The sequence below is a fragment of the Pseudomonas sp. DCB_BI genome (genome assembly GCF_026240995.1).
Classification (GTDB): Bacteria; Pseudomonadota; Gammaproteobacteria; order Pseudomonadales; family Pseudomonadaceae; genus Aquipseudomonas.
In genome coordinates this window covers 115,019-128,309 of the sequence record NZ_JAPFCG010000016.1, presented here as the reverse complement: position 1 = coordinate 128,309, position 13,291 = coordinate 115,019, and the positions used below count along the sequence as shown (strand labels likewise).

The window sequence follows — 13,291 nt, the reverse complement described above, 5'->3', positions numbered from 1 at the left end:
GTCGGCATAGGCGCGCCGTCACACGGCGTCTGCTTCAACACGCCGAGCAATACTTGCCCGATACATGTCATTTACTATCTGTTCACGACACGGCCAAGTAGAACCTGATTTTCCGGAGACAAGCATGCTTCGTATCTTTGAGCGCTGGCTCGACCCCTTCCCTCCCGACGAGGTGCCACCGCCGCCCATGGGGTTGTTGCGCTTCATGTGGGCCTGCACCCGCGGCGCTCGTGGCTACATCCTGGCGCTGGCACTGCTCAGTGCCGGGGTGTCGGTGTATGAGGCCTGGTTGTTCGCCTTCCTCGGTCAAGTGGTCGACCTGCTCTCGGCCTGGCAGGCTGGGGGCACCGTTGGCCCGGAGGAAACCCGCGTGCTGTGGGGCATCGGCATCGTCCTGCTGGTCAGCGTCGGGCTGGTGGCGCTGCGCACCATGGTCCAGCACCAGGTACTGGCAATCAACCTGCCGCTGCGGCTGCGTTGGGACTTTCACCGGTTGATGCTGCGCCAGAGCCTTTCGTTTTTTTCTGACGAATTTTCCGGCCGCGTCACCACCAAGGTGATGCAGACAGCGCTGGCGGTACGCGATGTGCTGTTCACCCTGATTGAAATCCTGCCTGGCATTGGCGTGTACTTCATCGCGATCATTGCCTTGGCCGGTGGCTTTGCCCTGAAGTTGATGCTGCCCTTCATTGCCTGGGTGGTGCTGTTCGGCCTGGCCATGCTGTACTTCGTACCCCGCCTGGGCAAGGTCGGGCAGGAGCAGGCCAATGCCCGCTCGTCGATGACCGGGCGGGTATCCGACGCCTACACCAACATCACCACGGTGAAGCTGTTCTCGCACTCGAATCGCGAAGCGCACTTTGCCCGTGCTGCCATGGAGGATTTCAAGCAGACCGGTTTCCGCCAGATGCGCCTGGTCAGCCAGTTCGAAATCGTCAACCAGGCGCTGGTGGTGGGCCTGATCATGGCTGCCGGCGGCTATGCCCTGTGGCTGTGGCATCAGGGCCAGGTCGGTACCGGGGCCGTCGCAGCGATTACCGCCATGGCTTTGCGTATCAACGGTATGTCGCACTGGATCATGTGGGAAATCACCTCGCTGTTCGAGAACATCGGCACCGTGCAAGACGGCATGGCCACCCTCACCCGCGGCCCCCAGGTAAAAGATGCGCCAGATGCGGCACAGCTTGTGACCAAGGGGGGCGCGGTAAGCTTCGATAAGGTCAGCTTCAACTACAACGGCGAGCGCCAGGTACTGAATGACCTGAGCCTGCACATTCGCCCGGGCGAGAAAGTCGGCTTGGTCGGCCGCTCCGGCGCCGGCAAGTCCACCTTGATCAACCTCCTGCTGCGTTTCTACGACGTGGACAAGGGTGAAATCCGCATCGACGGGCAGAATGTGGCCAAGGTCACCCAGGACAGCCTGCGCAGTGCCATCGGCATGGTCACCCAGGACACCTCACTGCTGCACCGTTCGATTCGTGACAACATTGCCTACGGCCGCCCCGACGCGACCGACACGCAAATTCGCGCCGCGGCGGCCAATGCCCAGGCCGATGGTTTCATCAGCCAACTCAGCGACCGCCACGGCAACAGCGGTTACGACACCCTGGTGGGCGAGCGCGGCATCAAGCTGTCGGGCGGTCAACGCCAGCGCATCGCCATTGCCCGGGTGATGCTGAAGAACGCGCCAATCCTGTTGCTGGACGAAGCCACCAGTGCACTGGACTCGGAAGTGGAAGTGGCCATTCAGGAAAGCCTGGATGAAATGATGCAAGGCAAGACCGTCATTGCCATCGCCCACCGTTTGTCGACGATCGCCGCCATGGACCGGCTGATCGTGATGGACCAGGGGCACATCATCGAGCAAGGCACCCATGCCGAACTGCTGGCAAGGAAGGGTACCTATGCGCGCTTATGGCAGCACCAGAGTGGCGGGTTCCTGGGTGAAGACCAGGGCGTCGCCGAGCAGGTGGAATAGCGCGTTGACACTGCGCGGGCGCGGGCTTGCCCGCAATGCGGGCACGCGGTACCGGGGCTTGGCCAGCTCAGTCCAGCACCGGCCGCAACAACGCCTGCGCCTCATACAATGCCGGCAGATAGCGCAAACGTATTTCATCCATGCTCAACCGCGAAGCGTGAGTGGTGATGGTGAGCGTCGCTTTCAGCTGACCCGCTCGGTCCAGCAACGGCACGCCCAGCACCCGCATGCCGATTTCGTACTCCTGGTCGACAATGCAGAACCCCTGCCCCTTCACCCGCTGCAACTCTGCCTCCAGTGGGTCTCGGTCAGTCTGCGTATAAGGGGTCAACGCCCGCAGCGGATTACGCGCAAAGTATTCATCCCGCGCGCCCTCATCCAGCCAGGCCAGCCATACCCGCCCACCGGCCGTGCAATACATCGGCACCCGTGAGCCCGGCCTGATCGACAACGACGCCACATGGCTGTAGCGGCTGCGCACCAGGTGAATGATCTCGTCACCATCGCGGGTCCCTACCGACACATGTTCCTGGGTCTGCCGTGCCACCTGCTCGACGATCGGCCGTAGCATGCGCGGCAACTGAGCCGAGTCCACATAGGCCTGGCCAAGGCGCAAGGCCTTGGGCGTCAGCCAGTACTCACGGCTGTCCGTTTCGGCAAAGCCTTCGTGCACCAGAGTCAGCAAAAAGCGCCGCGCGGCGCTGGGTGTGAGGCCGGACAACCTGGCCGCTTGCGGCACGCTCAGGCGCGTCTGCTCGGCGCTGAACAACTGCATCAGCGCCAGCCCCTTCTGCAAGCCGGCGATCAGGTCACGGGGATGAACAGGGGGGGTGTGCATGCGTTGGCCTCATACGCTGGGAGCAAAAAACGTCGATTACTGCGATAACCGGATTATAGCTGCGATTATCGCATCAATCGCCCGATCAACGCATTGTCGCCTGACCTCACCTGCCTCACGCTTGCCTCCACAACAACGCCAATAAGGAGGTCAGCATGATTCGTGGTTCCAGTGAACTGGTTGCCATCGTCGGTTCGCCCATCGCCCAGGTGAAGTCCCCGGAAAACTTCAATACCTGGTTCGCCAACAACAACTGCAACGTCGCCATGCTGCCCATTGATTTGCATGAGGCAGCGCTGGACAGCTTTGCCGGGGCTTTGCGCGGCTGGCAAAACCTGCGCGGTTGCGTGGTCACCGTACCGTACAAGCAAGCCCTGGCCGGCCGCTTGGACGGCCTGAGCGAACGCGCAACAGCACTGGGCTCGGTCAATGTGATTCGCCGCGAGCGCGACGGGCGCCTGATGGGCGACAACGTGGACGGCGCGGGCTTTATCGGTGCCGCGCGCAAACACGGCTTCACGCCGGCGGGCAAGCGGGCGTTGGTCATCGGTTGCGGCGGTGTCGGCAGTGCCATCGCCTATGCGCTGGGTGAGGCCGGCATCACCAGCATCACCCTCAGCGACCCCAGCACCGCGCGCATGGGTGCGCTGTGCGAGCTGCTCGGCAAGGCCTTCCCAGGGCTGACGACAAGTACGCAGTTGAGTGGGCTGGAAGACTTCGACCTGGTGGCCAACGCGTCTCCCGTCGGCATGGGCACCTGCGCAGAGCTGCCTGTGTCAGCCGCCCTGCTGGCCACTCTGCAGCCCGACACGCTGGTTGCCGACGTGGTCACCTCGCCAGAAATCACCCCTCTGTTGAACCGTGCCCGACAGGTCGGTTGCGCAATCCAGACCGGGCCGGAAATGGCCTTCGCCCAACTGGGCCACCTTGGCGCCTTCATGGGCGTCACGCCGCTGGAGATCTGAAGCCATGGCGACTCATGAACCTACACCACACAATTTTGACCTGGTTGTACTGGGCAGCGGCGCTGGTGGCTTTGCCGCTGCCGCCACGGCGGCCCGCCACGGGCTGAAGGTGCTGGTGGTGGAGAAAGCCGGGCACTTTGGTGGAACCTCGGCTATTTCCGGTGGCGCGGTGTGGCTGTATGGCACCGATCAGGCTCGCGCGGCCGGGGCCGAGGACTCCGCCGAAGCCATGCGCACCTACCTCCAGCACGTGATCGGCGCTGGTTACGACCCTGCCCTGGCGGACGCCTTCATCGACCAAGGCCACAAGGCCCTGCGCTGGCTGGAGCAGCATACCGAGCTGCGCTATGCCCTGCGCCCGCACTCGCCGGACTATTACCCGGATGCTCCCGGCGCCACCCAGTTTGGTCGGGCGCTGGAAATGGTCGAATACGACGGCAAGCACCTCGGCCCGCGCTTCAAGGACCTGCAGATGCCTCCGCCCGGCATGCTGCTGTTCGGCGGCATGATGGTCAACCGCGTGGACATTCAGCACTTCCTTAGCATTCGCCAGTCGCCCAGGTCGCTGTGGCATTGCCTGAAACTGATGGCGCGCTATGCGCGAGACCGTCTGCAGCACCCGCGTGGCACCCGGCTGACCACCGGCAACGCCTTGATCGCCCGGCTTGCCACCAGCGCTTTCGGCTGCGGCGCCCATTTGTGGTTGCACAGCGAAGCCGTAGAACTGATCGTCGAACAGGGTGTGGTCACTGGCGTGCTGGTAGAGCGCGAAGGCCGCCGCGAGCGGGTGTTGGCCCGGGGCGGCGTGGTGTGCGCCATGGGCGGGTTCGCCGCCGGCGCGCTGGCCGCCGACTATCGCCCGGCTCAGGGCGCGCCACACCTGAGCATGTCCCCCCCTGGCAACGACGGTGCCGCCCTGCGCCTTGGCCAGGCGGTTGCAGCAGCGACCGGTGAAGGCTTGGCAGCCAATTTCTTCTGGGCACCGGTTTCCGAATTGCGCCATGCCAGTGGCCAGCGCGAGCGCTTCCCGCACCTGGTCACCGACCGCGCCAAACCGGGCGTGATTGCGGTAGACCCAACCGGGCGGCGCTTCGTCAACGAGTCCGACTCGTACCACCATTTTGTGCAAACCATGTTCGCCAAGGGCATTGCCAGCTGCTGGCTGGTCTGCGATGCCGAAGCGATGAACCGCTATGGGCTGGGCCTGGCGCGACCCAAGCCGGTAAACAACCAGGCGTTGATCGATGCCGGCTACTTGTACCAGGCCGCTACCCCGCAGGCCCTGGCCCAGGCCATAGGCGTCGACCCGCAAGTGTTTGCGCACACCTTGGAGCAGTTCAACCGTGATGCCGGCAATGGCATCGACCGTGTGTTCGGCAAAGGTGGCAACAGCTACAACCACTACATGGGCGACCCGCTGCACACGCCGAACCCCTGCCTGGCGCCACTGGCCAGCGGCCCGTTCTACGCCATCCGCATCCACACCGGCGACCTCGGTTCGGCCCGCGGCCTGGTTACCAACGCCAATGCCAATGTACTGAACCGCAACGGCCAGCCCATCCCCGGGCTGTACGCGGTCGGTAACGACATGAACTCACTGATGAAAGGCACCTACCCCGGCCCTGGCATCACTCTGGGCCCTGCCCTCACCTTCGGCTGGCTCGCTGCCAACCACATTACCGCGCGCCTGCAGGCGCCGACCACCCAAACGGAGACCCCAGCATGTACTACGAACTGAGAACCTACACCCTCGACCCACTGAAGATGGCCGACTGGCTGGCCCTCTACGAAAGCCACGCCCTGGAGGTGCAACGCGAACACCTGGGCGAGCTGGTGGGCTTTTTCACTACCGAGTTCGGCGACGTCAACCAGGTGGTGCACCTCTGGGGCTACACCAGCCTCGACGAGCGCATCGCACGCCGTGCTGCCATGGCAGCGGACCCACGCTGGACGGAATTCTCGCGGCGCAACCGCGAGCTGGGGGCGGTACTGCGCCTGCAATCCCGGCTGCTGCGGCCCACCGGCTTTTCGCCGCTGCAGTAAGCCATACGCCGTCTCTTTCAACACCCCTAGCGGAACACTGACATGCAATCCCTCGAATGTGACGTACTCGTCATTGGCTCCGGTGCCTCTGGCCTGGCTGCCGCCGTTACCGCCGCGCATCATGGCCTGCGCGTGATCGTCGCGGAAAAAGCCAGCCAGCTGGGTGGCACCAGCGCCTGGTCGGGGGGCTGGCTGTGGATACCGCGCAACCCGCTGGCCATCGCCGAAGGCATCGTTGAGGCTGACGATGCCCCGGAGCGCTACCTGCGTGGGCAAACCCACAGCAGCGCGCTGGATCCGCGCCAGCGCGCGTTCCTGCGTCATGGCCCAGAAATGGTGGCATTTTTCCAGCAGCACACTGCCGTGCAATTCCAAAGCGGCAGCCGCATGCCCGACATGCGTGAAGGGGACGGCAGTGCACGCGGTGGCCGTTCGCTGTGCGCCCTGCCCTACGACGGTCGTCTGCTTGGGCCATGGTTGCACACCTTGCGCCCACCGTTGGACATCGTCAGCCTGGCCGGCATGGGCATCGCTGGAGGCGCCGACATGGCCGCCTTTTTCAACGCCACCCGCTCGCCCAAGGCGGCGCTGCATGTCGGCAAGCGCCTGCTGCGTCATGGACGGGACCTGCTGCTGCACGGTCGCAGCCAGCAGCTGGTCAATGGCAACGCGCTGGTGGCACGCCTGCTGCGCAGCGCCCTCGATCTTGGAGTGACCTTGCTGACGGGCAAACCAGCCACTCGCCTGCTCGGCGAAGGCCGGGTCAGCGGCGCCCAGTTCGCCGATGGCCACGTGATCCATGCGCGCCGTGGCGTGGTGCTGGCTTGCGGTGGTTTCCCCCATGACCGCCAGCGCATCGCGCAACTGATGCCGCACGCACCCGATGGTGACCAACATTACTCGGCGGCACCCAAGGAAAACACCGGTGATGGCCTGCGCCTTGGCGAACACGCCGGGGGACGGGTCTCCACCGATGCGGCGCAGGGTGGTGCCTGGGCGCCGGTATCACGGGTGCCGCGACGCGATGGCAGTTTTGCTCACTTCCCGCACCTGATCGACCGCGCCAAACCCGGGTTCATCGCCGTGCGCCGCAATGGTCGGCGCTTCGTCAACGAAGCCGACTGCTATCACGACTTCATGAACGCACTGTTTGCCGCCACGCCGCAGGGTGAACCTGTGGAGGCCTGGCTGATCTGCGACCATGCCGCGCAACGCCGCTATGGCATTGGCTGGGCCAAGCCCTTCCCTTTCCCGGCCCGCTTCTACCAACGCAGTGGCTACCTGCACAGGGGCGCCAGCCTGGCGCAACTGGCGCAGCGCTGCGGCATTGATCATGCGCAGCTGCAACGCACAGTGGCGCGATTCAACCAACATGCGGCCCAGGGCCTAGACCCTGCTTTCCAGCGTGGCGTATCTGCCTACAACCGGGCCCAGGGCGAACCGTTGCATGGGCCCAATCCGTCGCTACGGCCACTGCTGAAGGGGCCGTTTTACGCGGTCAGGCTGTTACCGGGCAGCCTGGGTACCTTTGCCGGCCTGGCAACAGACGCTGCAGCCCGCGTGCTGGACCGCGCGGCACAGCCGATCCCCGGGCTGTATGCGGTAGGCAACGACATGCACAGCGTGATGGGCGGGCACTATCCGAGCGGCGGTATCACCTTGGGGCCGGGGATGACATTCGGCTACCTGGCTGGCAAATCGTTGAGCGGTCTGTAACCCCATTTTTTACAATGACCTCTCAGCCGACAGCACCACCTGCCCCCCACCGGCGGGCTGTTGCAACAAACCCCGAGGCAAGTGAAAACCCTTGAATGGTTGCTGGGTTATGGGATTGAAGGCTTTTTCCGCATTCAGCCGGTAGCGCATCATGCCATCGCCAGCCCTGAAGCTCAGGTCGACGCTGGTCGCCGTTCGCCCATTCAGCGAGCCACGGCTGAGCAAGCGGAACATCGACCAGGGACCCCGGTATTCCAGGCTGCTGCTATTGCCATTCTGCCTTAGCAGGGTCAGGTTGCTACGCACGTGCTGCCTCAGCGTGTTGGGCCAGACGATCCCAATGATCTGGCCCGGGCCGTGGGTGTAGGAAATCAACTGGCCATCCAGGTCCAGCAGGCTGGTACGTTGATTGGCGCTTAGCCCCAAGGGCTCGATGCTGAACTGCACACTCAGGCTACCGCGGTGATCGAAGAAGGTTTCGCGAATGCGGTCTGCCACCGCCAACTGCTCGATCACATCGCTGCGGATCAGCGACTGCCCCTGCTGGCCGGACTGCAAGGCTTCGAGGTTATCCGTCAAAAACACCTTCAAGTACTGGTCGTGGAACTGTTGCAGTCGCCCTTTTGGCCCGAAGAACGCCTCAAAGTCCTCCAGGGAAGCATCAGGCGCTTTCACCACAAAGGGATAACGCCCTGCCAGACGTTGCTGGAAGAAACTGTAGACCTCCGCGTCCCAGCGACGCTCCAGCTCGCGCAGTGCTTCAACATTCAATACCTGCGCAGTCTGGTCCGCCAGCTTTCTCACTTGCTGGTTGAGCGGTTCCGGCAAACCGGTGGCTACCCGCTGCAGAGTGCCAATCGGGTCATGCCCCGTGAGGGAAAAGCGATGATGCACCGCTTGCAATGCAGCCTTGCCGCGGTCCGGGCTATCCTGCACCGCCTTGGCATAGTCGTGAACAGCCGCCAAGGCACCGAGTGTTTCAGCGTAGTAGCTCGGTTTTTCCCCTGCTGGCTGCAACATGGCATTCAGCCCGGCAAACGCACGTTGGATAGCCAACACGTGCGGGTGGTCGGCGTTGCGCCTTGCCAATTGCTTAGCCGCTACCCCCTCCGGGGTTTCGGCGCCCACCGCCGGTAGCAGCTGGGTATTTTCCCGCACCGTATCCAGCAACCGCTGCAGCGGCGCCGCTGGCCCTGTCAGGTGCGCCAGTAGGGTCACGCCGTGGTCCAGGTCACCGAAGTCTGCAACCGTAAAGGCATTCAAGGCGCGCCGCCAGCTGTCGATGTAATCATCGCTGTAGAGGTTGCGCAAGCGTTCGGCCAAGGCATCCCGGTCGGCTGCCGAGTAATCGAGCTGGGCGCGTTCGCCCAGCGCCCATTGATCGATCATTGCCATTTCGGCGAGGCGTTGACTGCGCGGTTCGAAGAATTCACGGTAACCTTTGGCGGTGAGCATCGGAGCCAACAGGATGCCACTATCGCCTTGCCTGGCCCCCGAGGATGGCTGATACACCACATCGAAGGCTGGCCCCACCTGATGACGCAGGTCCAGGCCAGCCTGCAGCTGCTCTTCAGCTTGTTGCTTGAGCCCGGCATACACCCGCTGCGCCAACGGCACCTTGCGTAATGCCTGCTGCACATCGGTGACGGCTTGGCGGGATGGCGGCAAATCGGCATCGGCATAGGCCAGTGCGTATTGCAGGTGCAGCATGAGGTCGCGCTGCAGCTGGCCTTGCCCAGGGAAGGCCTGTTGCCACTGACGGGCCATCCACGCTTCGACCCACTCCACCCGGCGGTTCTGGCGATCTTCAAGCATTCTGTAGACCCTGAGTGCAGCCATCTGCTGCTCACTGCCCGGGGGGGCGCTGTTCATGGCATCGATCACACCGTTGGCCAATGCTGGCAGGAAGTGCCTGGCGAGCAAGTCCAGGTATGCCTCATCGATACGGGGGCCGATTGCACGCCCCTGGTACAGCCCGAAATCAGCAACACCCGGCCACGCGGCGCGATAGTCACCAAATACCGATACTGCATCACGGATCTGGTCCAATGGCTTCAAGAGATTGCGCCCGGTCGGATCCACTCGCTGCTCCACTTCGTAGTGGCTGAACTCGCGGCTCTTGGCAAGCACCGAGGTTGCCTTGGCGGCATTGACGGCAAAGTAGTACTGCCAACTGGCAACGACCACACAGAATGCCAGCACCCCCGTACCCGAACCGACCCAGAGTAGTTGGCGTTTGGTACGCGCCACCCTGGCGTTGTCCCCGGCAACGCCGACCTCCGGGTAAATGACGCGCTTGAATGCCTGCTGGACGAAGTCGGCCGACGCCCTGCCCTGTGCCTTGCCTTCCCACAGGGGTAGCTTTGTCGTGTAGGGCTGTGCCGCCTCACGGACGAAAGCATTGAGCATGTCACCCTGCTGGACGACCGAAGAGAAATACACACCCCGCACCAGTGCAGGTGTGGTGAAGCGGTCACTCGCCAGCGCCTCACGGAGGAAACCCAGCAGTATCGGCTGCAACCCAGCCAACTGCGCATGCAAGCTAAACAGACGCGCACTGGGCGGACCGTTATCCAGCCAACGGAGCTGGTCAAGCACCTGCTCAAACAGCATCCTGATCAATTTATCGTAGTGTTCACCAAACTCGACCAACCAGGCATCGAACGAGGCGACCGTATCCAGCGTGAACGTGAAACCCAGTAGGTTTTCCCGCCCGCGAGCCGTGAGTTTGCCGTAGAGCTGATCGAAGCCATCCAGCAGGTCAAACTTGGAGAGCACCACATAAAGCGGCAGACGCGAACCCAGTTGGCGACTCACCTCGTACAAACGCGTACGTAAAACGTGGGCCAGCGCAACACGGTCTTCAGGCGTTCCATGCAGCAGCACCGGCAGGTCAATGACCAGTACCACGCCATTGAGTGCTCTTTGACTGCGATTGCGCAGCAGCCAGTCCAGCAGGTGATGCCACAATCTGGCCGGGGTGCCGGGCGGTACTTCCTGGTCGGATTTCAGGGTGTTCTCGGCAGGCGCGCCAGCCGAGACTTCTTGGCTGATAAAGCTACCAGGCGGGTCGATCATCACGGCGTCATCGCCACCCCACCAGCCCACAGGATAGGCAAGCGCATCATCCTTACGACCAAGAGCAAGGGCCCTGCCCATGCGGTTCGAGCAGAAATTCTGCCCGGTGCGATCAATCAAACTGGTCTTGCCCGCGTGTTCGCCGCCCAGCACCAGATACCAAGGCATTCGGTACAGTGCCCTTCGCCCGCCAGCATGGTCCAGATAGCGTTCAAGCGCATGGTTCAACGCGTTCTCTTGCGCCTGCACAAACGGCAACGTGCGATCCAGCTCGGCTGACACTGCTTGCTGGCACTGCGCCTGAAGCCGGCGAAAACGCGTGCGTAACACAAGCAACCAGCACGACAGCATGGCCATCGCCAGCACAAGACTTGCCACAATACGATAAGCCCGGTTGGCCAAGGGTTGATGCTCTCGCCAGACCCAGTGCGGGCCAAACCACCAGATGGCAATCAGCAGTAGCACGGCACCTAGCGCCAGTAGCAGCGGCAGTGCCAGGCCAATACCGTTGGCAAAGGGCGAACCCCAGCGCTTGAGGTGTTTCCAAATTGGGTTCATCGCGGATCCGCGTCCTTGTTCTGATCGGCCAATGCCGTGGATATCGTGTAATGCTGAAGCCGCTGAAACAGCTCGGGCTCCCAGGCATCCGCTGTGGTGCGCTGCATCGTTCGTGCTATGGCGGCGCACAGGTCCTGGGCCAACCAGGACACGCCCTGCCCAGCCAACAAGTCAGCAGCGATAAGCGTGGTTCGAGAACGCTCCCGCGGTGAATGAAGCCCCGCCTGCATCCCTTGCAGCTTCAGCAGAGCCTGCTCGACACCCATGCCCTCCAGTTCAGCGCTGAGGTCCTCTCGCAAGCCCCGAAACGCCTGGAAGGCCGCGCCCTGCTCAGCCGTAGGCCGATTGCCCCTGAGCCACGCCAGGCATTGATCGTCGACAAACGCAGTGCCATCGCTGAAACACAGTTGCTGCAACGAGGGCAGCCGCTGGACAAACCGTGCGGTGGTACTGCGAATGGCTTCGCTGACCTCCGGCATTGCCAACTGCGACGCCACACCTGCCGCCAGGTAACTTCCGCGCATCCAGTAAGGGGCGGCCGTAATGCTTTTCTCGAGCCGATGCAACAAAGCAATGTCATGCGAGGCTCCAGCTGCGGCACTTTCGTAGCCGGCGACCACGTCCGCCGGCAACGCCAACAGCCCTGTGCAATTGCGCTGTTTTGCGGCTGGGGCAGCCTGGATATGGCTCCACAAGCCGAAACGACGTAACTGATAGCCCGTCGGGTCGTAAGGATCCTGCTGATTGATGAGCTCGGCCATGCTCAGTACGGTACCCCGCGTTTCCCGTTCGTTGCCGATCGCTAGACAGGGCGCGGGCCTGGTACTGACGTCCGCCAGCGGCGCAGTCTGGATGCTTGCGGCAGGCTCGGGAGCTTCGCCAATACCACTGGCCATGCTTGAGTATTTGCTCAGCAAGCGCGTCAATTCGCCCAGCGCAGCACCCTCCAGTCGGGCCTGCCCAAGTTGCTGTTCCAGACGTGTCAACGCGCCCTGGGCCGCCGCCGTGCAAGCTGGGGAATAGGTGAAACGGTCTAGGTGCGGCAATGCCTCGATCAGGCGATTGAGCGTGAGGGCAACCAGCTTGCGCTTGCCGAGCAAGCCTTTGGGGCCAGGGTTGGGATGAGCGGTTTCCCAATAGCCCTCAACCATCCCGGACAGTAACGCCAAGGTCATTCCCCAGCGCGCCCAGCAACGACTGCGCAACCACGCGGCACTCAAATGCGCAACGATACGCAAATGCTTGCAGTGCTGCCCCAGGTACTGACAGGACGCCTCCTCGATGTAGGCCCAGTCGATTGAAGCCTCCTGCAAGCCGCCCAGCTTGACCATCTCCTGGTCAATGGCCTGGTAGGTTTCATCCTCCATGTCGAACAGACCAGCGGGAGTTTCCGGATCGATCGGCGTGAGCAAGCAGGCGAGTTGCTCATCCAGCCCGCCCGTTACCAGCGACATGCGCTACGCACCCTGCCGATCAGAACGTCCAGGCCCTGAGCGTCGAACATCAGGCCATCCACCTCGGGGTGGTCGCTGAACAGCTGTATGCGCCGGGTGCCAAGCAGTTTCTTGATCTGCTCGATGGCTGGCAGCCCACGCCCTGCGTCGAGCACCCGGCCGTTCTCCATCACCTGCCAGGGTGTTGCAGCCGTGGACACTTCCATGCCTTGCAACTGAACCTGAACCCTTCTCGTATCCAGGGGGCGTGCAGTAATCAACTGCAGCCTGGAGATGCTCTGTATGCAACTGATCGCCAGGTATGCACGCGGTTCGGTCGACGCAATGGCTGGTGCTGATATCACCAGCCCTTGCAACCGCCCCTCTGCCTCACGTGCACTGGCGAGAAAGGTGAGGTCATCCGGTTTTCGCGCGCTCTCGTTTGCCAGCACTCGTAGCACGCTGGGCGCATCTTGCTCCGGGGCTGACCACTGCCGCGGTGTTGCATGGGCAGGTGTGTTGGCCGCCTCGTCAAAACATGCCAGGCGCGCCACATTGGACATGATTCGGGGGCAATCCCGAACCGGGCTCGCCAACGCCGGCGGCAAGCAAAACATCAACGAAAGGAGAGCACCACAGGAATAGCGGGCAGTCATCGAAATTACATTCCTTTGCAATAACA

General features: G+C 62.9%; 9 protein-coding genes. 5 read left to right on the top strand and 4 right to left on the bottom strand.

The window, feature by feature from the left end:
• Positions 1–124: 124 nt before the first annotated feature.
• Positions 125–1,978 (top strand): ABC transporter ATP-binding protein, encoded by a 1,854-nt coding sequence (locus OO258_RS18255; protein WP_266031959.1) that lies wholly within the window; start codon positions 125–127, stop codon positions 1,976–1,978.
• A gap of 67 nt (positions 1,979–2,045) precedes the next feature.
• Here the strand turns inward: OO258_RS18255 and OO258_RS18250 are convergent, their stop codons facing one another.
• Positions 2,046–2,816: an IclR family transcriptional regulator gene (locus tag OO258_RS18250; protein WP_266031958.1), complete on the bottom strand. Its 771-nt coding sequence runs from the start codon at positions 2,814–2,816 to the stop codon at positions 2,046–2,048.
• Positions 2,817–2,971: 155 nt separating this feature from the next.
• Between OO258_RS18250 and OO258_RS18245 the strand changes: the two genes are divergently transcribed.
• Genes OO258_RS18245 through OO258_RS18230 form a run of 4 tightly spaced genes read left to right on the top strand, consistent with a single transcriptional unit; the run spans position 2,972 to position 7,540 of the window.
• Complete coding sequence (locus tag OO258_RS18245; RefSeq protein ID WP_266031957.1) at positions 2,972–3,781, top strand: shikimate dehydrogenase family protein; 810 nt, start codon at positions 2,972–2,974, stop codon at positions 3,779–3,781.
• Positions 3,782–3,785: 4 nt separating this feature from the next.
• Complete coding sequence (locus OO258_RS18240; RefSeq protein ID WP_266031956.1) at positions 3,786–5,519, top strand: FAD-binding protein; 1,734 nt, start codon at positions 3,786–3,788, stop codon at positions 5,517–5,519.
• The gene (locus tag OO258_RS18235) at positions 5,504–5,824 is read left to right on the top strand and encodes an NIPSNAP family protein (protein WP_266031955.1); all 321 of its coding nucleotides are present in this window, start codon (positions 5,504–5,506) and stop codon (positions 5,822–5,824) included. Before OO258_RS18240 ends, OO258_RS18235 begins: the two co-directional genes overlap by 16 nt.
• Before the next feature lie 42 nt (positions 5,825–5,866).
• Entirely contained in the window at positions 5,867–7,540 is a 1,674-nt protein-coding gene (locus OO258_RS18230; protein WP_266031954.1) for an FAD-dependent oxidoreductase, read from the top strand.
• 9 nt (positions 7,541–7,549) lie between these two features.
• Here OO258_RS18230 and tssM read toward each other — a convergent pair whose 3' ends face one another.
• From tssM to vasI, 3 genes are read right to left on the bottom strand one after another with little or no spacing between them, the layout of a single operon-like run.
• On the bottom strand, positions 7,550–11,176 hold the full coding sequence (gene tssM / locus OO258_RS18225) for a type VI secretion system membrane subunit TssM (protein ID WP_266031953.1): 3,627 nt from the start codon (positions 11,174–11,176) through the stop codon (positions 7,550–7,552).
• The gene (gene tssA / locus OO258_RS18220; protein ID WP_266031952.1) at positions 11,173–12,630 is read right to left on the bottom strand and encodes a type VI secretion system protein TssA; all 1,458 of its coding nucleotides are present in this window, start codon (positions 12,628–12,630) and stop codon (positions 11,173–11,175) included. The genes tssM and tssA overlap by 4 nt, the downstream gene beginning before the upstream one ends.
• The gene (gene vasI / locus OO258_RS18215; protein WP_416309218.1) at positions 12,618–13,172 is read right to left on the bottom strand and encodes a type VI secretion system-associated protein VasI; all 555 of its coding nucleotides are present in this window, start codon (positions 13,170–13,172) and stop codon (positions 12,618–12,620) included. The genes tssA and vasI overlap by 13 nt, the downstream gene beginning before the upstream one ends.
• Between the last annotated feature and the right edge of the window lie 119 nt (positions 13,173–13,291).